This is a genomic window from Pseudomonas sp. G166, from assembly GCF_037027455.2.
Taxonomy (GTDB): domain Bacteria; phylum Pseudomonadota; class Gammaproteobacteria; order Pseudomonadales; family Pseudomonadaceae; genus Aquipseudomonas.
The window spans coordinates 5,929,308-5,952,782 of record NZ_CP146985.1; the positions used below are offsets into that span (position 1 = coordinate 5,929,308).

27 protein-coding genes and 1 tRNA gene are annotated in these 23,475 nt (G+C 55.4%); all 28 read right to left on the bottom strand.

Features of this window, described 5'->3' with window-relative positions:
- Positions 1-207: 207 nt before the first annotated feature.
- The 28 genes from rpsN to SGN16_RS26440 all read right to left on the bottom strand — a co-directional run bounded on the left by rpsN (position 208) and on the right by SGN16_RS26440 (position 23,461).
- The gene (rpsN, locus tag SGN16_RS26305; RefSeq protein WP_003186042.1) at positions 208-513 is read right to left on the bottom strand and encodes a 30S ribosomal protein S14; all 306 of its coding nucleotides are present in this window, start codon (positions 511-513) and stop codon (positions 208-210) included.
- Between the two features lie 13 nt (positions 514-526).
- Positions 527-1,066 carry a 50S ribosomal protein L5 gene (gene rplE / locus SGN16_RS26310; protein WP_003186044.1) on the bottom strand — a complete coding sequence of 180 codons (540 nt, stop codon included), beginning with the start codon at positions 1,064-1,066 and terminating at the stop codon, positions 527-529.
- 20 nt (positions 1,067-1,086) lie between these two features.
- Positions 1,087-1,401 (bottom strand): 50S ribosomal protein L24, encoded by a 315-nt coding sequence (gene rplX, locus SGN16_RS26315; RefSeq protein ID WP_003186046.1) that lies wholly within the window; start codon positions 1,399-1,401, stop codon positions 1,087-1,089.
- Between the two features lie 11 nt (positions 1,402-1,412).
- Entirely contained in the window at positions 1,413-1,781 is a 369-nt protein-coding gene (gene rplN / locus SGN16_RS26320; protein WP_002555479.1) for a 50S ribosomal protein L14, read from the bottom strand.
- A gap of 23 nt (positions 1,782-1,804) precedes the next feature.
- A complete protein-coding gene (gene rpsQ / locus SGN16_RS26325) occupies positions 1,805-2,071 on the bottom strand; it encodes a 30S ribosomal protein S17 (protein ID WP_003176419.1) in 267 nt (88 codons plus the stop codon).
- A gap of 2 nt (positions 2,072-2,073) precedes the next feature.
- A complete protein-coding gene (gene rpmC, locus SGN16_RS26330; RefSeq protein WP_002555481.1) occupies positions 2,074-2,265 on the bottom strand; it encodes a 50S ribosomal protein L29 in 192 nt (63 codons plus the stop codon).
- Positions 2,265-2,678, bottom strand: coding sequence for a 50S ribosomal protein L16 (gene rplP / locus SGN16_RS26335; RefSeq protein WP_003186052.1), 414 nt, complete (start codon positions 2,676-2,678; stop codon positions 2,265-2,267). The genes rpmC and rplP overlap by 1 nt, the downstream gene beginning before the upstream one ends.
- 12 nt (positions 2,679-2,690) lie before the next feature.
- Positions 2,691-3,377: a 30S ribosomal protein S3 gene (rpsC, locus tag SGN16_RS26340; protein WP_003176422.1), complete on the bottom strand. Its 687-nt coding sequence runs from the start codon at positions 3,375-3,377 to the stop codon at positions 2,691-2,693.
- 13 nt (positions 3,378-3,390) lie between these two features.
- The gene (gene rplV, locus SGN16_RS26345; protein ID WP_003103908.1) at positions 3,391-3,723 is read right to left on the bottom strand and encodes a 50S ribosomal protein L22; all 333 of its coding nucleotides are present in this window, start codon (positions 3,721-3,723) and stop codon (positions 3,391-3,393) included.
- Positions 3,724-3,734: 11 nt separating this feature from the next.
- A complete protein-coding gene (gene rpsS / locus SGN16_RS26350; RefSeq protein WP_002555486.1) occupies positions 3,735-4,010 on the bottom strand; it encodes a 30S ribosomal protein S19 in 276 nt (91 codons plus the stop codon).
- 16 nt (positions 4,011-4,026) lie between these two features.
- Positions 4,027-4,851 (bottom strand): 50S ribosomal protein L2, encoded by an 825-nt coding sequence (gene rplB, locus SGN16_RS26355; protein WP_003186055.1) that lies wholly within the window; start codon positions 4,849-4,851, stop codon positions 4,027-4,029.
- 14 nt (positions 4,852-4,865) lie between these two features.
- A complete protein-coding gene (gene rplW, locus SGN16_RS26360; RefSeq protein ID WP_002555488.1) occupies positions 4,866-5,165 on the bottom strand; it encodes a 50S ribosomal protein L23 in 300 nt (99 codons plus the stop codon).
- Positions 5,162-5,764: a 50S ribosomal protein L4 gene (rplD, locus tag SGN16_RS26365; protein WP_003186057.1), complete on the bottom strand. Its 603-nt coding sequence runs from the start codon at positions 5,762-5,764 to the stop codon at positions 5,162-5,164. The genes rplW and rplD overlap by 4 nt, the downstream gene beginning before the upstream one ends.
- Before the next feature lie 12 nt (positions 5,765-5,776).
- A complete protein-coding gene (rplC, locus tag SGN16_RS26370; RefSeq protein WP_003186059.1) occupies positions 5,777-6,412 on the bottom strand; it encodes a 50S ribosomal protein L3 in 636 nt (211 codons plus the stop codon).
- Between the two features lie 80 nt (positions 6,413-6,492).
- Positions 6,493-6,804, bottom strand: coding sequence for a 30S ribosomal protein S10 (gene rpsJ / locus SGN16_RS26375; RefSeq protein ID WP_003186070.1), 312 nt, complete (start codon positions 6,802-6,804; stop codon positions 6,493-6,495).
- Between the two features lie 157 nt (positions 6,805-6,961).
- Positions 6,962-8,155 (bottom strand): elongation factor Tu, encoded by a 1,194-nt coding sequence (tuf, locus tag SGN16_RS26380; protein ID WP_003186071.1) that lies wholly within the window; start codon positions 8,153-8,155, stop codon positions 6,962-6,964.
- Positions 8,156-8,186: 31 nt separating this feature from the next.
- Positions 8,187-10,292 (bottom strand): elongation factor G, encoded by a 2,106-nt coding sequence (fusA, locus tag SGN16_RS26385; protein WP_210641390.1) that lies wholly within the window; start codon positions 10,290-10,292, stop codon positions 8,187-8,189.
- Between the two features lie 30 nt (positions 10,293-10,322).
- Entirely contained in the window at positions 10,323-10,793 is a 471-nt protein-coding gene (rpsG, locus tag SGN16_RS26390; RefSeq protein ID WP_003186074.1) for a 30S ribosomal protein S7, read from the bottom strand.
- A 102-nt stretch (positions 10,794-10,895) separates the two neighbouring features.
- Positions 10,896-11,267 carry a 30S ribosomal protein S12 gene (rpsL, locus tag SGN16_RS26395; RefSeq protein WP_003186084.1) on the bottom strand — a complete coding sequence of 124 codons (372 nt, stop codon included), beginning with the start codon at positions 11,265-11,267 and terminating at the stop codon, positions 10,896-10,898.
- A gap of 216 nt (positions 11,268-11,483) precedes the next feature.
- Complete coding sequence (gene rpoC / locus SGN16_RS26400) at positions 11,484-15,683, bottom strand: DNA-directed RNA polymerase subunit beta' (RefSeq protein WP_123415185.1); 4,200 nt, start codon at positions 15,681-15,683, stop codon at positions 11,484-11,486.
- A gap of 64 nt (positions 15,684-15,747) precedes the next feature.
- Positions 15,748-19,821, bottom strand: a complete 4,074-nt coding sequence (gene rpoB / locus SGN16_RS26405) for a DNA-directed RNA polymerase subunit beta (RefSeq protein ID WP_335946006.1) — start codon at positions 19,819-19,821, stop codon at positions 15,748-15,750.
- 220 nt (positions 19,822-20,041) lie between these two features.
- Positions 20,042-20,407, bottom strand: a complete 366-nt coding sequence (gene rplL, locus SGN16_RS26410) for a 50S ribosomal protein L7/L12 (RefSeq protein WP_210641392.1) — start codon at positions 20,405-20,407, stop codon at positions 20,042-20,044.
- Positions 20,408-20,485: 78 nt separating this feature from the next.
- Positions 20,486-20,986 (bottom strand): 50S ribosomal protein L10, encoded by a 501-nt coding sequence (rplJ, locus tag SGN16_RS26415; protein WP_210641394.1) that lies wholly within the window; start codon positions 20,984-20,986, stop codon positions 20,486-20,488.
- A gap of 198 nt (positions 20,987-21,184) precedes the next feature.
- Positions 21,185-21,880 (bottom strand): 50S ribosomal protein L1, encoded by a 696-nt coding sequence (rplA, locus tag SGN16_RS26420; RefSeq protein ID WP_003186095.1) that lies wholly within the window; start codon positions 21,878-21,880, stop codon positions 21,185-21,187.
- Positions 21,880-22,311, bottom strand: a complete 432-nt coding sequence (rplK, locus tag SGN16_RS26425; RefSeq protein WP_003210097.1) for a 50S ribosomal protein L11 — start codon at positions 22,309-22,311, stop codon at positions 21,880-21,882. The genes rplA and rplK overlap by 1 nt, the downstream gene beginning before the upstream one ends.
- Positions 22,312-22,428: 117 nt before the next feature.
- Positions 22,429-22,962 carry a transcription termination/antitermination protein NusG gene (gene nusG / locus SGN16_RS26430; protein WP_010443972.1) on the bottom strand — a complete coding sequence of 178 codons (534 nt, stop codon included), beginning with the start codon at positions 22,960-22,962 and terminating at the stop codon, positions 22,429-22,431.
- Between the two features lie 9 nt (positions 22,963-22,971).
- On the bottom strand, positions 22,972-23,340 hold the full coding sequence (gene secE, locus SGN16_RS26435; RefSeq protein WP_003186101.1) for a preprotein translocase subunit SecE: 369 nt from the start codon (positions 23,338-23,340) through the stop codon (positions 22,972-22,974).
- Positions 23,341-23,385: 45 nt separating this feature from the next.
- Positions 23,386-23,461: transfer RNA gene (locus SGN16_RS26440), tRNA-Trp, on the bottom strand.
- Positions 23,462-23,475 lie beyond the last annotated feature (14 nt).

Sequence of the window (23,475 nt, forward strand, 5' to 3'; positions counted from 1 at the left end):
CTAGACGCTCCTAATACACAAAAAATTAGCCTTGCGGCTAGTACGTGTCGCCGAGCGCATCCGCGCAAAAAAAGCACGGGCTCAGGCGAGCCGGGTATTCTAGACACACCCCACAAATGAATCAAGCCCCAAAAGGGGCTTGATTCAAGTTCAAGGTCACCGGTGGTCAGGATCTTGCGACCCGGAACACCGCGACTTTGATCAGGCTTACCAGCTGGCTTTAACCAGACCTGGAACGTCACCACGCATTGCAGCTTGACGCAGCATGTTACGGCCGAGGCCGAACTTGCGGTACACGCCGTGCGGACGACCAGTCAGGCGGCAGCGGTTACGCATGCGCGAGGCGCTTGCGTCACGTGGCTGCTTCTGCAGTGCCACGGTAGCTTCCCAACGTGCTTCTGGACTTGCGTTCAGATCTACGATGATAGCTTTCAGCGCTGCACGCTTGGTGGCGTACTTGGCAACGGTGAGCTGACGCTTCAGCTCACGGTTTTTCATGCTCTTCTTGGCCATTTTCCTACTCCAATCAGTTGCGGAACGGGAATTTGAAAGCGCGCAGCAGTGCGCGACCTTCGTCATCCGTCCGAGCAGTGGTGGTCAGGGTAATGTCCAGACCGCGGAGAGCGTCGATCTTGTCGTAATCGATTTCCGGGAAAATGATCTGCTCTTTAACGCCCATGCTGTAGTTACCACGACCATCGAAGGACTTGGCATTCAGGCCGCGGAAGTCGCGAACCCGAGGCAGGGAGATCGACAGCAGACGATCCAGGAACTCGTACATACGCTCACGGCGCAGGGTCACTTTGACGCCGATCGGCCAACCTTCACGGACTTTAAAGCCAGCGATGGATTTCCGAGCGTAAGTCACAACGACTTTCTGACCGGTGATCTTTTCCAGGTCAGCAACAGCGTGCTCGATGACTTTTTTGTCGCCGATCGCTTCGCCCAGACCCATGTTCAGGGTGATTTTGGTAACGCGCGGAACTTCCATCACGTTCGAAAGCTTAAGTTCTTCCTTAAGTTTCGGTGCGATTTCCTTCCGGTAAATCTCTTTTAGTCGTGCCATGGTCTTCTACCTAGCAGTGTTCAAGCATCAACCGCTTTTTGGGTCGACTTGAAGACACGAATTTTCTTACCGTCTTCTACTTTGAAACCAACGCGGTCAGCCTTGTTGGTTTCGCCGTTGAAAATGGCGACGTTGGAAGCGTGCAGTGGCGCTTCTTTCTCGACGATACCGCCCTGTACGCCCGACATCGGGTTAGGCTTGGTATGACGCTTGACCAGGTTCAGACCACCAACAACCAGACGGTTGTCAGCAAGAACCTTCAGCACCTTACCGCGCTTACCTTTGTCTTTGCCGGCGATCACGATGATCTCGTCGTCACGACGAATCTTTTGCATGTCGGATCTCCTTACAGCACTTCTGGGGCGAGCGAGACGATCTTCATGAACTTCTCAGTACGAAGTTCACGGGTCACTGGCCCAAAGATACGGGTGCCGATCGGCTCTTGCTTGTTGTTCAGAAGAACAGCAGCGTTGCCATCAAAGCGGATAATGGAGCCATCTGCACGGCGAACGCCGTGACGAGTGCGGACTACAACAGCAGTCATCACTTGGCCTTTTTTCACCTTACCGCGAGGAATTGCTTCCTTCACGGTAACTTTGATGATGTCACCAATACCAGCGTAACGACGATGGGAGCCACCCAGCACCTTGATGCACATAACGCGGCGAGCGCCGCTGTTATCGGCCACATCGAGCATGGATTGAGTCTGAATCATATAATTTCTCCGACCCCTAGTCCTTAGACTTCCACAGCGCGTTCGAGAACATCAACCAGCGCCCAAGACTTGGTCTTGGCCAAAGGACGAGTTTCACGAATAGTGACTTTGTCGCCGATGTGGCACTGATTGGTTTCGTCGTGCGCGTGCAGCTTAGTCGAACGCTTAACGTATTTACCGTAGATCGGGTGCTTAACGCGACGCTCGATCAGAACGGTGATGGTTTTGTCCATCTTGTCGCTGACAACACGGCCAGTCAGCGTACGGACAGTTTTTTCGGCTTCAGCCATGATTACTTACCTGCCTGCTGGTTGAGCACAGTTTTCACGCGAGCGATGTCACGCTTAACTTGCGAGAGCAGATGAGACTGCCCCAACTGGCCAGTTGCTTTCTGCATACGCAGATTGAACTGGTCGCGCAGCAGGCCGAGCAGTTGCTCGTTCAGCTGCTGTGCTGATTTTTCACGAAGTTCATTCGCTTTCATCACATCACCGTCCGTTTAACAAAGGAGGTGGCGAGCGGCAGCTTTGCAGCAGCCAGGGCGAAAGCCTCACGCGCCAGCTCTTCAGAAACACCCTCGATTTCATACAGGACTTTGCCTGGCTGAATCTGGGCAACCCAGTACTCCACGTTACCCTTACCTTTACCCATCCGAACTTCGAGTGGCTTCTTGGTGACAGGCTTGTCCGGGAATACACGGATCCAGATCTTGCCGCCACGTTTTACGTGACGGGTCAGAGCACGACGCGCTGACTCGATCTGACGAGCGGTGAGACGACCACGAGCAACAGACTTCAGCGCGAACTCGCCGAAGCTGACTTTGCTACCGCGCAATGCCAGGCCACGGTTGTGACCGGTCATCTGCTTGCGGAACTTCGTACGCTTTGGTTGCAACATTTGGCGTACCCCTTACTTAGCAGCTTTTTTACGAGGCGCTGGTGCTTGTGGTTTCAGCTCTTCTTGGCGACCACCAATTACTTCGCCTTTGAAGATCCAAACCTTTACACCGATCACACCGTAGGTGGTGTGAGCTTCGTAGTTGGCATAGTCGATGTCGGCACGCAGGGTGTGCAGTGGCACACGACCTTCGCGATACCATTCAGTACGTGCGATTTCAGCACCGCCGAGACGACCGCTCACTTGGATTTTGATGCCTTTGGCACCAATGCGCATTGCGTTCTGTACAGCGCGCTTCATAGCGCGACGGAACATTACGCGACGCTCCAGCTGCTGAGCTACGCTCTGCGCAACCAGCATACCGTCGAGCTCCGGCTTGCGGATCTCTTCGATATTGATGTGCACAGGCACACCCATTTGCTTGGTCAGGTCCTGACGCAGTTTCTCAACATCTTCACCTTTCTTCCCGATAACGATACCTGGACGAGCGGTGTGGATGGTGATACGTGCAGTCTGCGCCGGACGATGGATATCGATACGGCTTACGGACGCGCTTTTTAGTTTGTCTTGGAGATACTCACGCACCTTCAGATCAGCGAACAAGTAGTCCGCATAAGTCCGACCGTCTGCGTACCAGACGGAGGTGTGCTCCTTGACGATTCCCAGGCGAATGCCAATGGGATGTACTTTCTGACCCATCTCTTCGACTCCGTTACTTGTCAGCAACCTTGACAGTGATATGGCAAGACCGCTTGACGATGCGATCAGCACGGCCTTTGGCACGTGGCATGATGCGCTTCAGCGAACGCCCTTCGTTGACGAAAACGGTGCTGACCTTCAGGTCATCAACGTCTGCGCCTTCGTTATGCTCGGCGTTGGCTACGGCCGACTCCAGCACTTTCTTCATGATCTCGGCGGCTTTCTTACTGCTGAAAGCCAACAGGTTGAGCGCTTCGCCCACCTTCTTCCCGCGGATCTGGTCGGCGACCAAGCGGGCTTTCTGGGCGGAGATTCGAGCGCCCGACAACTTAGCGGCTACTTCCATTTCCTAACCCCTTAACGCTTGGCTTTCTTGTCAGCCACGTGCCCACGGTATGTGCGGGTACCGGCAAACTCGCCCAGTTTGTGGCCGACCATGTCTTCGTTCACGAGAACTGGGACGTGTTGACGACCGTTGTGTACTGCGATGGTCAGACCGACCATTTGTGGCAGGATCATCGAACGACGCGACCAGGTCTTAACTGGTTTGCGATCGTTCTTTTCCGCCGCCACTTCGATCTTCTTCAGTAGGTGAAGATCAATAAAAGGACCTTTTTTCAGAGAACGTGGCACTGTCGTATCCCTCTATTTACTTGCGACGACGGACGATCATTTTGTCGGTACGCTTATTACCACGAGTCTTCGCGCCCTTAGTCGGGAAGCCCCATGGCGATACCGGATGACGACCACCAGAGGTACGACCTTCACCACCACCATGTGGGTGGTCAACCGGGTTCATGGCAACACCACGAACGGTTGGGCGAACGCCACGCCAGCGCTTGGCACCAGCTTTACCCAACGAACGCAGGCTGTGCTCGGAGTTCGAGACTTCGCCCAGGGTCGCACGGCATTCAGCCAGTACTTTACGCATCTCACCAGAACGCAGACGCAGGGTCACGTAGACACCTTCACGAGCGATCAGCTGAGCCGAAGCACCAGCGGAACGAGCGATTTGCGCGCCTTTACCTGGCTTCAATTCGATGCCGTGTACGGTGCTACCAACTGGAATGTTACGCAGTTGCAGAGCGTTGCCCGGCTTGATCGGTGCCAGGGCACCTGCGATCAGCTGGTCGCCAGCGCTCACGCCTTTAGGGGCGATGATGTAGCGACGCTCGCCATCTGCGTACAACAGCAGAGCGATGTGAGCAGTACGGTTTGGATCGTATTCGATACGCTCGACGGTGGCAGCGATGCCATCCTTGTCGTTACGACGGAAGTCGACCAGACGATAATGCTGCTTATGACCACCACCGATGTGACGAGTGGTAATACGGCCATTGTTGTTACGACCACCAGACTTCGATTTTTTCTCGAGCAGCGGTGCGTGAGGAGCGCCTTTATGCAGCTCCTGGTTGACCACCTTGACCACAAAACGGCGGCCAGGGGAAGTCGGTTTGCATTTAACGATTGCCATGATGCACCCCTTCCTTACTCAGCACTGCTGCTGAAATCGAGATCTTGGCCTGGCTGAAGGGAGATAACTGCCTTCTTCCAGTCATTACGCTTGCCCAGACCGCGAGCAGTGCGCTTGCTTTTACCCAGAACATTCAGGGTAGTCACGCGCTCTACTTTCACGCTGAACAGGCTTTCGACGGCCTTCTTGATTTCCAGCTTGGTTGCGTCAGTCGCAACCTTGAAAACGAACTGGCCTTTCTTGTCTGCCAGAACCGTAGCCTTCTCGGAAACGTGCGGGCCAAGCAGAACTTTAAATACGCGTTCCTGGTTCATCCCAGCAGCTCCTCGAATTTCTTCACGGCCGACACGGTGATCAACACCTTGTCGTATGCGATCAGACTGACCGGATCGGAACCTTGCACGTCACGAACATCAACGTGTGGCAGGTTGCGAGCAGCCAGGTACAGGTTCTGATCAACAGCGTCAGACACGATCAGGACGTCAGTCAGGCCCATGCCGTTCAGCTTGTTCAGCAGATCTTTGGTTTTCGGTGCTTCAACAGCGAAGTCCTGAACCACGACCAGACGATCAGTACGCACCAGCTCAGCAAGGATGGAACGCATTGCTGCGCGATACATCTTCTTGTTCAGCTTCTGGGAGTGATCCTGAGGACGAGCTGCGAAAGTGGTACCGCCGCCACGCCAGATTGGGCTACGGATAGTACCGGCACGAGCACGGCCAGTACCTTTCTGACGCCATGGGCGCTTACCGCCACCAGAAACGTCGGAACGGGTCTTTTGCTGCTTGCTACCCTGACGGCCGCCGGCCATGTAGGCCACGACTGCTTGGTGAACCAGCGTCTCGTTGAATTCGCCGCCAAATGTCAGTTCGGAAACTTCGATCGCTTGAGCGTCATTTACATTTAATTGCATGTCAGCTTCCCCTTAACCGCGAGCCTTGGCTGCTGGACGTACAACCAAGTTGCCGCCAGTAGCGCCAGGAACAGCGCCCTTGACCAACAACAGATTGCGTTCAGCGTCCACGCGCACTACTTCGAGGGACTGCACGGTCACGCGCTCAGCGCCCATATGACCGGACATTTTTTTGCCCTTGAATACACGACCAGGAGTCTGGCACTGGCCGATAGAGCCTGGAACGCGGTGGGATACGGAGTTACCGTGGGTGTTATCTTGCCCGCGGAAGTTCCAACGCTTGATCGTACCCTGGAAGCCTTTACCCTTGGACTGACCGGTTACATCAACCAGTTGACCAGCAGCGAAGATTTCAGCGTTGATCAGATCGCCGGCCTGGTACTCGCCTTCTTCAAGACGGAATTCCATTACGGTACGACCAGCGGCAACGTTCGCTTTAGCGAAGTGGCCAGCCTGAGCAGCTGTTACACGCGAAGCACGACGCTCGCCGACAGTGACTTGCACTGCACGATAGCCATCGGTCTCTTCAGTTTTGAACTGGGTGACGCGATTCGGCTCGATCTCAATGACCGTGACCGGAATGGAGACACCTTCTTCGGTGAAAATACGGGTCATACCGCATTTACGACCGACTACACCAATAGTCATGTTGTAAACCTCATGAGTGTACGGGGCTTTCACCCGCTATGGCCGCCCATTTCAGAGCGTTACACGACTAAGACCGAGTCTTAGCCGAGGCTGATCTGCACTTCCACACCGGCCGCAAGATCGAGCTTCATAAGAGCATCAACGGTTTTATCCGTTGGCTGGACGATGTCCAGAACGCGCTTATGAGTACGGATCTCGTACTGGTCACGCGCGTCTTTGTTGACGTGCGGGGAGACCAGAACGGTGAACCGCTCTTTACGGGTAGGCAGTGGAATTGGACCACGCACTTGAGCACCAGTACGTTTCGCGGTTTCCACGATTTCCTGGGTGGATTGGTCGATCAGGCGATGGTCAAAAGCCTTCAACCTGATACGGATTTGCTGATTTTGCATTGGATTTCAGACTCCGGCTGCTATTCCCACCGAGCGCAATACGCCCGTTAAAAGGAGGCGCAATTCTATAGACGCCCCATATAGGTGTCAACCCAATAAAAAAGCCCCCGCTAAGCGGAGGCTTTTTCAACTCATCAAAGCTAACTCAAAAAAGAGCTTACTCGATGATTTTGGCTACGACACCAGCGCCGACGGTACGACCGCCTTCACGGATAGCGAAACGCAGACCGTCTTCCATTGCGATGGTTTTGATCAGGGTGACAACCATTTTGATGTTGTCGCCTGGCATTACCATTTCAACGCCTTCCGGCAGTTCGCAGTTACCGGTCACGTCAGTGGTACGGAAGTAGAACTGTGGACGGTAGCCTTTGAAGAACGGAGTGTGACGACCACCTTCTTCCTTGCTCAGAACGTACACTTCAGCTTCGAACTTGGTGTGCGGCTTGACCGAACCTGGCTTGACCAGAACCTGGCCACGCTCAACGTCGTCACGCTTGGTACCACGCAGCAGAACGCCGCAGTTCTCGCCAGCACGACCTTCGTCGAGCAGCTTACGGAACATTTCAACACCGGTGCAGGTGGTGACGGTAGTGTCACGCAGACCAACGATTTCCAGTGGATCCTGAACCTTGACGATACCGCGCTCGATACGGCCAGTTACAACAGTACCGCGACCCGAGATCGAGAACACGTCTTCGATTGGCATCAGGAATGGCTTGTCGATAACACGAACTGGCTCTGGAATGTAGCTGTCCAGAGTTTCTACCAGGCGCTTAACAGCGGTGGTACCCATTTCGTTGTCGTCTTGGCCGTTCAGAGCCATCAGAGCCGAACCGATGATGATTGGAGTGTCATCACCTGGGAAGTCGTAAGTGCTCAGCAGGTCGCGCACTTCCATCTCAACCAGTTCCAGCAGCTCAGCGTCGTCAACCATGTCAGCCTTGTTCAGGAAGACAACGATGTACGGAACGCCTACCTGACGGGACAGCAGGATGTGCTCACGAGTTTGTGGCATCGGACCATCAGCGGCCGAGCAAACCAGGATCGCGCCGTCCATCTGGGCAGCACCGGTGATCATGTTCTTCACATAGTCAGCGTGACCTGGGCAGTCAACGTGAGCGTAGTGACGAATCGAAGAGTTGTACTCAACGTGCGCGGTGTTGATGGTGATACCACGAGCCTTCTCTTCCGGAGCGCTGTCGATTTTGTCGAAAGCAACAACGGCCGAACCGAAAACTTCGGAGCAGACACGAGTCAGAGCAGCAGTCAGAGTGGTTTTACCGTGGTCAACGTGACCAATGGTGCCAACGTTGACGTGCGGTAGGGAACGATCAAATTTTTCTTTAGCCACGACAATTAACTCCTAGCCTAAAGGGGCTGAATCAGCCTTGTTTTTTGGTAACAGTTTCGACGATATGCGACGGAGCTGTATTGTATTTTTTGAATTCCATAGAGTAGCTTGCGCGACCCTGAGACATGGAACGAACGTCGGTCGCGTAACCGAACATTTCACCCAACGGAACCTCGGCACGAATAACCTTGCCGGAAACCGTATCTTCCATACCCAGAATCATGCCACGACGACGGTTAAGGTCACCCATGACATCACCCATGTAGTCTTCAGGCGTTACGACTTCTACCGCCATGATCGGCTCGAGCAACTCACCACCACCCTTCTGGGCCAGTTGCTTGGTTGCCATGGAAGCAGCCACCTTGAACGCCATCTCGTTGGAGTCGACGTCGTGGTAAGAACCATCGAACACAGTTGCCTTCAGGCCGATCAGCGGATAGCCGGCAACAACGCCGTTCTTCATCTGCTCTTCGATACCCTTCTGGATCGCCGGGATGTATTCCTTAGGAACCACACCACCCACGACTTCGTTCACGAACTGCAGACCTTCCTGACCTTCATCAGCCGGTGCAAAACGGATCCAGCAGTGACCGAATTGACCACGGCCGCCAGACTGGCGAACGAACTTACCTTCGATTTCACAGTTCTTCGTGATGCGCTCACGATAGGAAACCTGAGGCTTACCGATGTTGGCTTCGACGTTGAACTCACGGCGCATCCGGTCAACCAGGATGTCCAGGTGCAACTCGCCCATGCCAGAGATGATCGTTTGACCAGTCTCTTCATCAGTCTTGACGCGGAAAGATGGATCTTCCTGAGCAAGCTTGCCCAGAGCGATACCCATTTTTTCCTGGTCATCCTTGGTTTTTGGCTCAACGGCAACCGAAATAACCGGCTCCGGGAAGTCCATGCGAACCAGGATGATTGGCTTGTCAGCGTTGCACAAGGTTTCGCCAGTGGTGACGTCCTTCATGCCGATCAAGGCCGCGATGTCGCCAGCGCGCACTTCCTTGATCTCTTCGCGGGCGTTTGCGTGCATTTGCACCATACGACCCACACGCTCTTTCTTGCCTTTAACAGAGTTGATCACGCCGTCGCCGGAGTTCAACACGCCCGAGTAAACCCGAACAAAGGTCAAGGTACCCACGAATGGGTCGGTAGCGATCTTGAACGCCAGAGCCGCGAAAGGCTCGTCATCGCTTGCATGACGCTCCATTTCCTCTTCCTCGTTATCAGGGTTGGTACCCTTGATAGCAGGAATGTCGGTTGGAGCAGGCAGGAAGTCGATCACAGCGTCGAGAACCAGGGGAACACCCTTGTTCTTGAAGGAAGAACCGCAAACAGCCAGGACGATCTCACCAGCGATGGTACGCTGACGCAGAGCAGCCTTGATTTCCTCGTTGGTGAGTTCTTCACCCTCGAGATACTTGTTCATCAGCTCTTCGTTGGCTTCGGCCGCAGCCTCAACCATGTTGCCGCGCCACTTCTCGGCTTCTTCCAGCAACTCTGCCGGGATGTCCTTGCGAACAGGAACCATACCCTTGTCAGCATCGTTCCAGTAGACAGCTTGCATGTTGATCAGATCGATCTGACCCTGGAAGTTGTCTTCGGAACCGATAGCCAGCTGGATCGGCACCGGAGTGTGACCCAGGCGCTGCTTGATCTGACCGATCACGCGCAGGAAGTTGGCACCAGCACGGTCCATCTTGTTTACGTAAACAAGACGAGGAACACCGTACTTGTTGGCCTGACGCCACACGGTTTCCGACTGAGGCTCAACACCCGAAGTACCGCAGAACACGACGACAGCGCCGTCGAGTACACGCAGGGAACGCTCAACTTCGATGGTGAAGTCTACGTGGCCCGGGGTATCGATAACGTTGAAGCGATGCTCGTGCGGGTACTGCTTCTCGGAACCCTTCCAGAAAGCGGTAATAGCAGCAGAAGTAATGGTAATACCACGCTCCTGCTCCTGCACCATCCAGTCGGTGGTCGCGGCGCCATCATGCACCTCGCCCATCTTGTGACTTTTGCCGGTGTAAAAAAGGACGCGCTCAGTGGTGGTGGTTTTACCAGCATCCACGTGGGCAACGATACCGATGTTACGGTAGCGGTTAATCGGTGTAGTACGAGCCATAAAGCCCTCGCAAAATTAGTGACGCTAGAATTAGAAGCGGTAGTGCGAGAAAGCCTTGTTGGCTTCAGCCATGCGGTGCACGTCTTCACGCTTCTTAACTGCAGCACCTTTACCTTCAGCAGCGTCCAACAGTTCGCCAGCCAAACGCAGAGCCATGGACTTCTCACCGCGCTTGCGGGCGAAGTCTACCAACCAGCGCATTGCCAGGGCGTTACGACGGGACGGACGAACTTCGACCGGAACCTGGTAAGTAGCACCGCCTACACGGCGCGACTTCACTTCGACCAGCGGAGCGATGGCGTCGAGAGCTTTCTCGAAGATTTCCAGGGGATCGCTGTTCTTGCGTTCCTTAACTTTGTCCAGTGCGCCATAAACAATACGCTCGGCAACGGCTTTCTTGCCGCTTTCCATTACGTGGTTCATGAACTTGGCGAGGATCTGGCTTCCGTATTTCGGATCGTCCAGAATCTCACGTTTGGCTGCTACGCGACGTCTTGGCATTGATAAGCCCTCAAACGGTCTTCAGGTTAGCCCGGGACAGCTAATGCGTGCCCGACCTTACTCTTATCGACTCAATAAAATGAAAAACTGTAAAACGGCCGATTATTTCGGACGCTTGGTACCGTACTTCGAACGACCCTGGTTACGACCTTTGACGCCGGAAGTATCCAAAGAACCGCGAACGGTGTGGTAACGAACACCTGGCAAGTCTTTTACACGGCCACCGCGGATCAGTACCACGCTGTGCTCTTGCAGGTTGTGGCCTTCACCGCCGATGTACGAGGAAACCTCGAAACCGTTGGTCAGACGCACACGGCATACTTTACGCAGTGCCGAGTTAGGTTTTTTCGGCGTGGTGGTATACACACGGGTGCATACGCCACGACGTTGCGGGCAGTTCTGCAGCGCAGGCACGTCGGATTTCTCGACGATACGCTTACGCGGCTGACGTACCAGCTGGTTGATAGTTGCCATCTACTAGCTCCACTGTTGTCTTGCGACGCTATTGTCTTACAAGAAAAGCAAAATGGCAGGAACGAATTCCCGCCAAATTTAGGGGATCAAGAGTCTAAAGAGGATCTTGTTCCCAGTCAAGGCAAGGCCCCGACCTCCCCGCCCGCCGGATCTCGACAATCTGTCTCGATTCGGCGTGCGGGATGACCAGGGCCAGGCACTCAATTACTACAGAACTCAGTTACCGCTCGAGTTCAGCGCTTCGGTCAGTGCAGCTTCCACTTCACTGGCGCTTACGCGCAACGGTTTGTCTGCATCACGGCGACGCTTGCGCTCGCTGTGATAGGCCAAACCGGTACCAGCCGGGATCAGACGACCCACGACCACGTTTTCTTTCAGGCCGCGCAGGTAATCGCGCTTGCCGGTTACCGCCGCCTCGGTCAGTACACGGGTGGTTTCCTGGAAGGAAGCCGCCGAGATGAACGATTCGGTGGACAACGACGCCTTGGTGATACCCAGCAGCACGCGAGTGAACTTGGATACGAACTTGTCGTCCGCAGCCAGGCGCTCGTTTTCTACCAGTACGTGAGTCAGTTCCATTTGGTCGCCCTTGATGAAACTCGAATCGCCGGATTCAGCGATTTCAACTTTACGCAGCATCTGACGCAGGATGGTCTCGATGTGCTTGTCGTTGATCTTCACGCCTTGCAGACGATAAACGTCCTGGATCTCGTTCACGATGTACTTGGCCAGCGCACTCACACCCAGCAGACGCAGGATGTCGTGTGGATCGCTCGGGCCGTCGGAGATAACTTCGCCGCGGTTTACCTGTTCGCCTTCGAAGACGTTCAGGTGACGCCACTTCGGAATCAGCTCTTCGTACGGATCGCTACCGTCGTTCGGGGTAATGACCAGACGACGCTTGCCCTTGGTCTCTTTACCGAACGCGATGGTGCCGCTGACTTCAGCCAGAATCGAGGCTTCTTTCGGACGACGGGCTTCGAACAAGTCGGCAACACGCGGCAGACCACCGGTGATGTCACGGGTTTTCGAAGTTTCCTGCGGGATACGAGCGATAACATCACCGATCGCGATCCGCGCACCGTCCGCAACACCGACCAGGGCGTTGGCTGGCAGGAAGTACTGAGCGATTACGTCAGTGCCTGGCAGCAACAGATCCTTGCCGTTGTCGTCGACCATCTTCACGGCCGGACGGATGTCCTTGCCCGCAGCTGGACGATCTTTCGCATCAAGTACTTCAATGTTGGTCATACCGGTCAATTCGTCAGTCTGACGCTTGATCGTGATGCCTTCTTCCATGCCCACGTAGGTCACGGTACCTTTCATTTCGGTCACGATTGGGTGGGTGTGCGGATCCCACTTGGCCACGATAGCGCCAGCGTCGACCTTGTCACCTTCCTTGACCGAAATCACAGCACCGTACGGCAGCTTGTAGCGCTCGCGCTCGCGACCGAAGTCGTCAGCGATCGCCAGCTCACCGGAACGCGATACAGCCACCAGGTGACCGTCCACGCGCTCTACGTGCTTGAGGTTGTGCAGACGGACAGTACCGCCATTCTTCACCTGTACGCTGTCTGCAGCGGAGGTCCGGCTTGCCGCACCACCGATGTGGAACGTACGCATCGTCAGCTGGGTACCCGGCTCACCGATGGACTGGGCAGCGATAACGCCGACCGCTTCACCGATGTTCACCTGATGACCACGAGCCAGGTCGCGACCGTAGCACTTGGCGCAGATGCCGTAGCGGGTTTCGCAGCTGATCGGCGAACGTACGATCACTTCGTCGATGCTGTTGAGTTCGATGAACTCGACCCACTTCTCGTCAACCAGGGTGCCGGCAGGAACGATTACGTCCTCGGTACCCGGCTTGAATACGTCACGGGCGATGACACGACCTAATACGCGCTCACCCAGCGGCTCTACAACGTCACCGCCTTCAATGTGCGGAGTCATTACCAAGCCGTGTTCGGTGCCGCAATCGATCTCGGTCACGACCAGATCCTGCGCAACGTCTACCAGACGACGAGTCAGGTAACCGGAGTTCGCCGTTTTCAACGCGGTATCCGCAAGACCCTTACGAGCACCGTGAGTGGAGATGAAGTACTGGAGTACGCTCAAACCTTCACGGAAGTTCGCGGTAATCGGGGTCTCGATGATGGAGCCGTCCGGCTTGGCCATCAGGCCACGCATACCGGCGAGCTGACGGATCTGCGCAGCAGAACCCCGTGCGCCCGAGTCAGCCATCATGTACATCGAGTTGAAGGACTCTTGGTCGACTTCGTTGCCATGACGGTCGATGACTTTCTCTTTCGAGAGGTTTGCCATCATCGCCTTGGATACTTCGTCGTTCGCCTTGGACCAGAGGTCGATCACCTTGTTGTACTTCTCGCCCTGGGTTACCAGGCCGGAGGCGTACTGACTTTCGATCTCTTTCACTTCTTCGGTGGCAGCACCGATGATGCGGGCTTTTTCATCCGGGATAACAAAGTCGTTAACACCGATGGAAACGCCGGAAATGGTCGAATAGGCAAAACCGGTGTACATCAACTGGTCAGCGAAGATCACGGTCTCTTTCAGACCAACCACGCGGTAGCACTGGTTGATCAGCTTGGAGATCGCCTTTTTCTTCATCGGCAAGTTGACGACGTCGAAGGACAGGCCTTTTGGCACAACCTGGAACAACAGCGCACGGCCGACGGTGGTGTCGACGATACGGGTGTTGGTCACGCTGCCGCCATCACGATCGTTCACGGTTTCGTTGATCCGCACTTTGACCTTGGCGTGCAGTGCGGCTTCGCCGGCACGGAACACACGGTCAACTTCCTGCAGATCTGCGAACACACGACCTTCGCCCTTGGCGTTGATCGCTTCACGAGTCATGTAGTACAGACCCAATACAACGTCCTGCGACGGAACGATGATTGGCTCACCGTTGGCTGGCGACAGAATGTTGTTGGTCGACATCATCAGCGCACGCGCTTCGAGCTGGGCTTCCAGCGTCAGCGGTACGTGCACGGCCATTTGGTCGCCGTCGAAGTCGGCGTTGTACGCAGCACAGACCAGCGGGTGCAGCTGGATAGCCTTACCTTCGATCAGTACCGGTTCAAACGCCTGGATACCCAGACGGTGAAGGGTCGGTGCACGGTTGAGCAGCACTGGGTGTTCGCGAATCACTTCAGCGAGAACGTCCCAGACCTCTGGCAGCTCGCGCTCGACCATCTTCTTGGCTGCTTTGATGGTGGTCGCGAGACCACGCATTTCCAGCTTGCCGAAAATGAACGGCTTGAACAGCTCCAGAGCCATTTTCTTAGGCAGACCGCACTGGTGCAGACGCAGGGTCGGGCCGACGGTAATTACCGAACGACCAGAGTAGTCAACACGCTTACCGAGCAAGTTCTGACGGAAACGACCCTGCTTACCCTTGATCATGTCAGCCAGGGATTTCAGAGGACGCTTGTTGGAACCGGTGATAGCGCGGCCACGACGACCGTTGTCGAGCAATGCGTCGACCGCTTCCTGCAACATACGCTTTTCGTTGCGCACGATGATGTCCGGAGCGGACAGATCGAGCAGGCGCTTCAAGCGGTTGTTACGGTTGATCACTCGACGATACAAGTCGTTGAGGTCGGAAGTCGCGAAACGACCGCCATCGAGCGGAACCAGTGGACGCAGGTCTGGCGGCAGAACCGGCAGAACGGTCAGCACCATCCACTCTGGCAGGTTGCCGGAGCCCTGGAAGGCTTCCATCAACTTCAGACGCTTGGACAGCTTCTTGATCTTGGTTTCGGAGTTGGTTTGCGGAATTTCTTCGCGCAGACGGCCAATCTCGTGCTCCAGGTCGATAGCGTGCAGCAGCTCGCGGACAGCTTCGGCACCCATGCGGGCATCGAAATCGTCGCCGAACTCTTCCAGCGCTTCGAAGTACTGCTCGTCGTTGAGCAACTGACCTTTTTCAAGGGTGGTCATGCCCGGATCGATAACGACATAGCTCTCGAAGTAGAGAACACGTTCGATATCACGCAGGGTCATGTCCATCAGCAGGCCGATACGGGACGGCAGCGACTTCAGGAACCAGATGTGGGCAACCGGCGAGGCCAGTTCGATGTGCGCCATGCGCTCACGACGAACTTTTGCCAGCGCAACTTCAACGCCGCACTTCTCGCAAATCACACCACGGTGCTTCAAGCGCTTGTACTTACCGCACAGGCACTCGTAATCCTTTACCGGGCCAAAGATCTTGGCGCAGAACAGGCCGTCACGCTCGGGTTTGAACGTACGGTAGTTGATGGTTTCCGGCTTTTTAACTTCACCGAACGACCACGAACGGATCATCTCAGGCGAGGCCAATCCAATACGGATGGCGTCGAACTCTTCGACTTGACCCTGGTTTTTCAGCAAATTCAGTAGGTCTTTCAAGGCCTTTCCTCCTGGCGGAGCAGAGAGCGGGCAAAACAGCCCCGCTCTCGATTCGCGTCACGTGTTATTCGGTTTCCAGATCGATATCGATGCCGAGGGAACGAATTTCCTTGATCAACACGTTGAAAGACTCGGGCATGCCCGGCTCCATACGGTGATCGCCGTCCACGATGTTTTTGTACATCTTGGTCCGGCCGTTCACATCGTCCGACTTCACTGTGAGCATTTCTTGCAGAGTGTATGCGGCACCGTACGCTTCCAGTGCCCAGACCTCCATCTCCCCGAAACGCTGACCACCGAACTGTGCCTTACCACCCAGCGGTTGCTGGGTAACCAGGCTGTAAGAACCGGTAGAACGAGCGTGCATCTTGTCGTCCACCAAGTGGTTCAGCTTCAGCATGTACATGTAGCCAACAGTAACCGGGCGCTCGAACTTGTTGCCGGTACGGCCGTCGAACAGCTGCATCTGGCCGCTTTCTGGCAAGTCTGCCAGTTTCAGCATGGCCTTGATTTCGCTTTCCTTGGCACCGTCGAACACCGGAGTAGCCATTGGAACGCCGCCGCGCAGGTTCTTCGCCAAGTCCAGGATTTCCTGGTCGGTGAAGGTGTCCAGCTCTTCGTTGCGCCCACCGATCTCGTTGTAGATCTCGTGCAGGAACTTACGCAGGTCAGCGACCTTGCGCTGCTCTTCGATCATACGGTTGATCTTCTCGCCCAGACCTTTGGCCGCGAGGCCCAGGTGGGTTTCAAGGATCTGACCAACGTTCATACGCGAAGGTACGCCCAACGGGTTGAGGACCACATCGACCGGGGTGCCATTGGCATCGTGCGGCATGTCTTCAACTGGCATGATCACGGAGACCACACCCTTGTTACCGTGACGACCGGCCATCTTGTCGCCCGGCTGGATGCGACGACGGATTGCCAGGTAAACCTTGACGATTTTCAGCACGCCCGGAGCCAGGTCATCGCCCTGCTGCAGTTTGCGCTTCTTGTCTTCAAACTTGTCGTCCAGCAGACGGCGGCGATCAACGATATAGGCCTGAGCCTTCTCGAGTTGCTCGTTCAGAGCATCTTCAGCCATGCGCAGCTTGAACCACTGGCCATGCTCAAGACCGTCGAGAACTTCGTCGGTGATTTCCTGACCTTTCTTCAGGCCGGCGCCGCCTTCGGCTTTGTGGCCGACCAGAGCAGAGCGCAGACGTTCGAAAGTTGCGCCTTCGATGATACGGAACTCTTCGTTCAGGTCCTTGCGGATCTCGTCGAGTTGAGTCTTCTCTATGGACAGTGCACGAGCGTCACGCTCAACGCCGTCACGAGTGAAGACCTGTACGTCGATGACAGTACCCTTGGTGCCGGTAGGCACGCGCAGGGAGGTGTCTTTAACGTCGCTGGCTTTTTCACCGAAGATGGCACGCAGCAGTTTTTCTTCCGGAGTCAGCTGGGTCTCGCCTTTCGGAGTGACCTTGCCGACCAGGATGTCGCCTGCGCCAACTTCAGCACCTACGTAAACGATACCGGCTTCGTCCAGCTTGTTCAGTGCAGCTTCACCCACGTTCGGGATGTCCGCAGTGATTTCCTCTGGGCCAAGCTTGGTATCACGGGCCACACAGGTCAGTTCCTGAATGTGGATCGTGGTGAAGCGATCTTCCTGAACAACACGCTCGGACAGGCAGATGGAGTCTTCGAAGTTGAAGCCGTTCCACGCCATGAACGCGATGCGCATGTTCTGACCCAGCGCCAGCTCACCCATATCGGTGGACGGGCCGTCGGCCATGATGTCGCTACGCTGAACCCGGTCACCCTTGCTCACCAGCGGACGCTGGTTGATGCAGGTGTTCTGGTTGGAGCGGGTGTATTTGGTCAGGTTGTAGATGTCGACACCGGCTTCGCCAGTTTCAACTTCGTCATCGGCAACACGAACCACGATACGACTGGCATCGACGGAGTCGATCACGCCGCCACGACGAGCCACGACGCAAACGCCGGAGTCACGGGCTACGTTACGCTCCATGCCGGTACCTACCAGCGGCTTGTCGGCACGCAGAGTGGGTACAGCCTGACGCTGCATGTTCGAACCCATCAACGCACGGTTGGCGTCGTCGTGCTCGAGGAACGGGATCAGCGACGCTGCAACCGAAACTACCTGCTTCGGCGATACGTCCATCAAGGTGACGTCTTCCGGCGCCTTGACGGTGAACTCGTTCAAGTGACGAACAGCTACCAGCTCGTCGATCAGGACTTTCTTGTCGTTCATCGTGGCCGAAGCCTGAGCGATCACGTGATCGGCTTCTTCGATGGCGGACAGGAACACGATCTCGTCGGTGACCAGAGCGTCTTTCACCACACGGTACGGGCTCTCGAGGAAGCCATACTGGTTGGTGCGCGCATAGGCGGCCAGGGAGTTGATCAGACCGATGTTCGGACCTTCCGGCGTTTCAATCGGGCATACACGACCGTAGTGAGTCGGGTGTACGTCACGAACTTCGAAGCCTGCGCGCTCGCGGGTCAGACCGCCCGGGCCGAGTGCGGAGACACGACGCTTGTGGGTGATCTCGGACAGCGGGTTGTTCTGGTCCATGAACTGAGACAGCTGGCTCGAACCGAAGAACTCCTTCACTGCCGCAGCCACTGGCTTGGCGTTGATCAGGTCTTGCGGCATCAGGCCTTCGCTTTCAGCCATCGACAGACGTTCCTTGACCGCGCGCTCTACACGCACCAGGCCAACACGGAACTGGTTCTCGGCCATTTCGCCTACGCAGCGAACACGACGGTTACCCAGGTGGTCGATGTCATCGACGATGCCTTTACCGTTGCGGATGTCGACCAGAGTCTTGAGTACCGCGACGATGTCGTCTTTATTCAACACGCCCGAACCTTCGATCTCGGTACGACCGATACGACGGTTGAACTTCATCCGGCCGACCGCAGACAGGTCATAGCGCTCAGGGCTGAAGAACAGGTTGTTGAACAGAGTCTCGGCTGCATCCTTGGTTGGCGGCTCGCCAGGACGCATCATGCGATAGATCTCGACCAGGGCTTCCAGTTGGTTGCCGGTGGAGTCGATCTTCAGCGTGTCGGAGATGAACGGACCGCAGTCGATATCGTTGGTGTACAGAGTTTCGATGCGAACGACCTGGGCCTTGGCGATTTTTGCCAGGATCTCAGTGTTCAGCTCGGTGTTGCACTCTGCCAGGATTTCGCCGGTAGCCGGGTGCACGATGACCTTGGCGGTGGTGCGACCCAGGACGTAGTCCAGAGGCACCTGCAGCTCTTTGATCCCGGCCTTTTCCAGCTGGTTGATGTGGCGAGCGGTGATACGGCGACCCTGCTCGACAATAACCTTGCCCTTGTCATCCTGGATATCGAGGACAGCGATTTCACCGCGCAGACGCTGAGGCACCAGCTCCAGGCTGAGGTTTTCACCCTGCACGTGGAAAACGTTGGTGGTGTAGAACGCGTCCAGTACTTCTTCGGTGGTATAGCCGAGCGCACGCAGCAGTACCGAGGCAGGCAGCTTGCGACGACGGTCGATACGCACGAATACGCAATCTTTCGGGTCGAACTCGAAGTCCAACCACGAGCCGCGGTAAGGAATGATGCGCGCGGAGTAGAGCAGTTTGCCGGAGCTGTGCGTCTTGCCACGGTCGTGGTCGAAGAACACGCCTGGAGAACGGTGCAGCTGGGAAACGATTACACGCTCGGTACCGTTGATTACGAAGGTACCGTTCTCAGTCATCAGGGGGATTTCACCCATGTAGACTTCTTGCTCTTTGATGTCCTTGATCGCTTTGTTCGACGATTCTTTGTCGAAAATGATCAGGCGCACTTTTACCCGCAAAGGTACGGCGTAAGTTACACCGCGCAATACGCATTCTTTGACATCAAATGCCGGTTCGCCCAGGCGATAACCGACGTACTCCAGCGCAGCATTGCCGGAGTAGCTGATGATCGGGAAAACGGATTTGAAGGCCGCATGCAGGCCCACGTCGCGGAACTGATCTTTAGTCGCTCCCGCTTGCAAGAATTCACGATACGAATCCAGCTGGATGGCCAGGAGGTACGGCACATCCATGACGTCCGGCAACTTGCTAAAGTCCTTGCGGATACGTTTTTTCTCAGTATATGAGTAAGCCATCAGCGTTCCCCAGCTTGGTCACCTGCTTGTTTGGCCCCTCCCGACGGGAGCAGCCAGAAAATCGTGCAAACCCCATGGTTTGCGCCACCACATCGGGTGGTTACAGCTCGCTATCAGCACCGACCCAGTCGGCTGCCAGTAACGGAAAAAGGCCGGTGGCAAGAGCCACCAGCCATCAGCCTGTCGCTTAACGCTCGGGCTGGAGACGCAAAGTCGATGCTTACTTCAGCTCGACTTTAGCGCCTGCTTCTTCCAGAACAGCTTTGGCTTTGTCAGCTGCGTCTTTGGCAACAGCTTCCAGAACCATGGCAGGAGCGCCGTCAACTACAGCCTTGGCTTCTTTCAGGCCCAGACCGGTCAGTTCACGTACTGCCTTGATCACGTTAACTTTCTTCTCGCCAGCTTCGGTCAGCATGACGTTGAATTCGGTTTGCTCTTCAGCAGCAGCAACAGCAACAGCTGGACCAGCCGAAGCGGCAGCAGCGGTAACACCGAATTTTTCTTCGAAAGCTTTGATCAGCTCAACAACTTCCATTACGGACATGTTGCCAACGGCTTCGAGGATATCGTTTTGAGAGATAGACATGACTCTAAATTCCTGAATTGGGGGACGGCCTACGCGACCATCGAAATAAACAAAAAACGCGAAAAGAGGTGCTCAGCCTTAGGCTGCGGCAGCTTCTTTCTGGTCGCGCAGTGCCGCCAGGGTACGAGCCAATTTGCTGGTTGCGCCTTGAATCACGCTCATCAGCTGAGAAATTGCTTCGTCACGGGTCGGCAGAGTTGCCAGTACGTCGATCTGGTTAGCTGCGAGGAACTTGCCCTCGAACGCAGCTGCCTTAATCTCGAACTTGTCCTGACCTTTTGCGAACTCTTTGAAGATACGAGCAGCAGCGCCCGGATGTTCTTTCGAGAATGCAATCAAGGTCGGGCCGGTGAACACGTCGTTGAGGACACTGTATTCAGTGTCAGCAACAGCGCGCTTGAGCAGGGTGTTACGTACAACACGTACGTAAACGCCAGCTTCACGAGCCTCTTTACGGAGTCCGGTCATAGCGCCTACTGTTACGCCACGGGCATCAGCCACGACAGCGGACAGAGCAGCTTTGGCAGCCTCGTTGACTTCAGCGACGATGGCCTTCTTGTCTTCGAGTTTAATTGCCACGGGTTTAACTCCTGCTTGTTACCGTTTCATCCAATCGAAATCGGATGTCGTTTTGGTGTCTGATTCGGTAAGGAACCGGGAGCACCATCTGCGTAGGCTTGTGGTTTAAGACTTGCGTCGCCTACGGTCTTGGACAGCCCCCGCCAGGCAGGGACCCCAATTTTTCGATTGGCGCAATTGCTTGCGCCAATCCGCGTCTTACGCGTCCAGCGAGCTCTGATCGATGACCAGACCTGGGCCCATGGTGGTGCTCAGGGTAACGCGCTTGACGTAGATACCTTTCGAAGAAGCTGGCTTGATACGCTTCAGATCAGCGATCAGGGCTTCAACGTTTTCCTTCAGCTTGACGGCGTCGAAGCCAATCTTGCCAACGGAGGTGTGAATGATGCCGTTTTTGTCGGTGCGATAACGAACCTGACCCGCCTTGGCGTTTTTAACCGCAGTGGCTACGTCTGGTGTTACGGTGCCGACTTTAGGGTTAGGCATCAGGCCACGTGGACCGAGGATCTGACCCAACTGACCTACAACGCGCATGGCATCAGGAGATGCGATAACTACGTCATAGTTCAGGTCGCCGCCTTTCATTTCGGCAGCCAGATCGTCCATGCCTACGCGATCAGCACCAGCAGCCAGAGCAGCTTCAGCTGCAGGGCCCTGGGTGAAAACAGCAACACGAACGGTCTTGCCAGTGCCGTGTGGCAGCACGGTAGCGCTACGAACGACCTGGTCGGATTTACGTGGGTCAACACCCAGGTTTACAGCAACGTCGAACGACTCGCTGAACTTGACAGTCGACAGCTCGGCCAGCAGAGCGGCGGCGTCTACAAAGTTGTAGGCCTTGCCTGCTTCGATTTTGCCGGCGATAGCCTTTTGACGCTTGGTCAGCTTAGCCATTACACACCCTCCACGTTAAGGCCCATGCTACGAGCAGAACCGGCGATAGTACGCACGGCTGCATCCATATCAGCTGCAGTCAGATCCGCGTTTTTGGTTTTCGCGATTTCTTCCAGCTGAGCACGGGTAACGGTGCCAACCTTAACGGTGTTTGGACGAGCGGAACCGCTGGTCAAACCTGCAGCCTTCTTCAGCAGAACCGAAGCAGGGGTGCTTTTTGTTTCGAAGGTGAAGCTACGGTCGCTGTAGACAGTGATGATCACTGGAGTCGGCAGGCCTGGCTCAATACCCTGGGTACGGGCGTTGAAGGCCTTGCAGAATTCCATGATGTTCACGCCATGCTGACCCAGGGCAGGACCAACAGGTGGGCTTGGGTTAGCCTGAGCAGCCTTCACTTGCAGCTTGATGTAAGCGGTAATTTTCTTGGCCATGAGGCACTCCAATTACGGGTTCGAGCGCCTCGAAAGGCTCCCCGGTTACTTGCGCGTTTATCCCAGTGACGACAAAACCCCACAGCCTAGGGCTGCGGGGTTGGGATGCCTGCTCAATCAGACCTTTTCGACCTGACTGAACTCTAGCTCTACCGGAGTAGAGCGACCGAAAATGAGCACTGCCACTTGGATCCGGCTCTTTTCGTAGTTAACTTCTTCAACCGTGCCATTAAAATCGGCGAATGGACCATCAGTGACACGTACAACTTCACCCGGCTCAAACAGCGTTTTTGGCTTCGGCTTGTCGCTACCATCAGCGACGCGACGCAGAATTGCTTCTGCCTCTTTGTCCGTGATCGGTGCAGGCTTATCAGCGGTACCGCCGATGAAACCCATCACCCGAGGGGTATCCTTGACCAAGTGCCAAGTCCCTTCGTTCATGTCCATCTGTACCAGCACATAGCCTGGAAAGAACTTGCGTTCGCTTTTGCGCTTCTGGCCATTACGCATCTCAACCACTTCTTCAGTGGGGACCAGAATTTCGCCAAAGCCATCTTCCATGCCAGCCAGCTTGACGCGCTCTATCAGCGAGCGCATAACATGCTTCTCGTAACCCGAGTAAGCATGCACAACGTACCAACGCTTAGCCACGGGACACCCTTAGCCAACAATCAAGGAAACAAGCCAGCCGAGCAGGGAATCGAGCCCCCACAACAGCAACGCCATTACCAGAACAACAGCCACAACGATCAACGTGGTCTGCGTGGTTTCTTGGCGAGTCGGCCATACGACTTTACGAATCTCGGTGCGAGCTTCCTTAGCGAGTACAAAGAAAGACTTGCCCTTGGCTGTTTGCAGACCAACAAAGGCAGCAACAGCAGCAATGGCAAGCAATGCGAGTACGCGGTACAGGATCGGCGAAGCAGAGTAATACTGATTGCCGACAACGCCAACAACCACCAAAGCGACTACCACTAGCCACTTGAGCAGATCGAAGCGAGAGCCTTGAGCTTCAGCTTTAGGAGTCATCTATGAAGATCCTGTGAAAAGAAAGCCAGATACACCAAGTGAATCTGGCAGGTCAGGAGGGAATCGAACCCCCAACCTACGGTTTTGGAGACCGTCGCTCTGCCAATTGAGCTACTGACCTAAAACAAAATCAGG

Coding starts and splice junctions, on each gene's coding strand:
- rpsN (WP_003186042.1), bottom strand. CDS start 513: ATGGCCAAGAAGAGCATGAAAAACCGTGAGCTGAAGCGTCAGCTCACC.
- rplE (WP_003186044.1), bottom strand. CDS start 1,066: ATGGCACGACTAAAAGAGATTTACCGGAAGGAAATCGCACCGAAACTT.
- rplX (WP_003186046.1), bottom strand. CDS start 1,401: ATGCAAAAGATTCGTCGTGACGACGAGATCATCGTGATCGCCGGCAAA.
- rplN (WP_002555479.1), bottom strand. CDS start 1,781: ATGATTCAGACTCAATCCATGCTCGATGTGGCCGATAACAGCGGCGCT.
- rpsQ (WP_003176419.1), bottom strand. CDS start 2,071: ATGGCTGAAGCCGAAAAAACTGTCCGTACGCTGACTGGCCGTGTTGTC.
- rpmC (WP_002555481.1), bottom strand. CDS start 2,265: ATGAAAGCGAATGAACTTCGTGAAAAATCAGCACAGCAGCTGAACGAG.
- rplP (WP_003186052.1), bottom strand. CDS start 2,678: ATGTTGCAACCAAAGCGTACGAAGTTCCGCAAGCAGATGACCGGTCAC.
- rpsC (WP_003176422.1), bottom strand. CDS start 3,377: ATGGGTCAGAAAGTACATCCCATTGGCATTCGCCTGGGAATCGTCAAG.
- rplV (WP_003103908.1), bottom strand. CDS start 3,723: ATGGAAGTAGCCGCTAAGTTGTCGGGCGCTCGAATCTCCGCCCAGAAA.
- rplB (WP_003186055.1), bottom strand. CDS start 4,851: ATGGCAATCGTTAAATGCAAACCGACTTCCCCTGGCCGCCGTTTTGTG.
- rplW (WP_002555488.1), bottom strand. CDS start 5,165: ATGAACCAGGAACGCGTATTTAAAGTTCTGCTTGGCCCGCACGTTTCC.
- rplD (WP_003186057.1), bottom strand. CDS start 5,764: ATGCAATTAAATGTAAATGACGCTCAAGCGATCGAAGTTTCCGAACTG.
- rplC (WP_003186059.1), bottom strand. CDS start 6,412: ATGACTATTGGTGTAGTCGGTCGTAAATGCGGTATGACCCGTATTTTC.
- rpsJ (WP_003186070.1), bottom strand. CDS start 6,804: ATGCAAAATCAGCAAATCCGTATCAGGTTGAAGGCTTTTGACCATCGC.
- fusA (WP_210641390.1), bottom strand. CDS start 10,292: ATGGCTCGTACTACACCGATTAACCGCTACCGTAACATCGGTATCGTT.
- rpsG (WP_003186074.1), bottom strand. CDS start 10,793: ATGCCAAGACGTCGCGTAGCAGCCAAACGTGAGATTCTGGACGATCCG.
- rpsL (WP_003186084.1), bottom strand. CDS start 11,267: ATGGCAACTATCAACCAGCTGGTACGTCAGCCGCGTAAGCGTATCGTC.
- rpoB (WP_335946006.1), bottom strand. CDS start 19,821: ATGGCTTACTCATATACTGAGAAAAAACGTATCCGCAAGGACTTTAGC.
- rplL (WP_210641392.1), bottom strand. CDS start 20,407: ATGTCTATCTCTCAAAACGATATCCTCGAAGCCGTTGGCAACATGTCC.
- rplA (WP_003186095.1), bottom strand. CDS start 21,880: ATGGCTAAGCTGACCAAGCGTCAAAAGGCTATCGCCGGCAAAATCGAA.
- rplK (WP_003210097.1), bottom strand. CDS start 22,311: ATGGCCAAGAAAATTACCGCTTACATCAAGCTGCAAGTGAAGGCTGCT.
- secE (WP_003186101.1), bottom strand. CDS start 23,340: ATGACTCCTAAAGCTGAAGCTCAAGGCTCTCGCTTCGATCTGCTCAAG.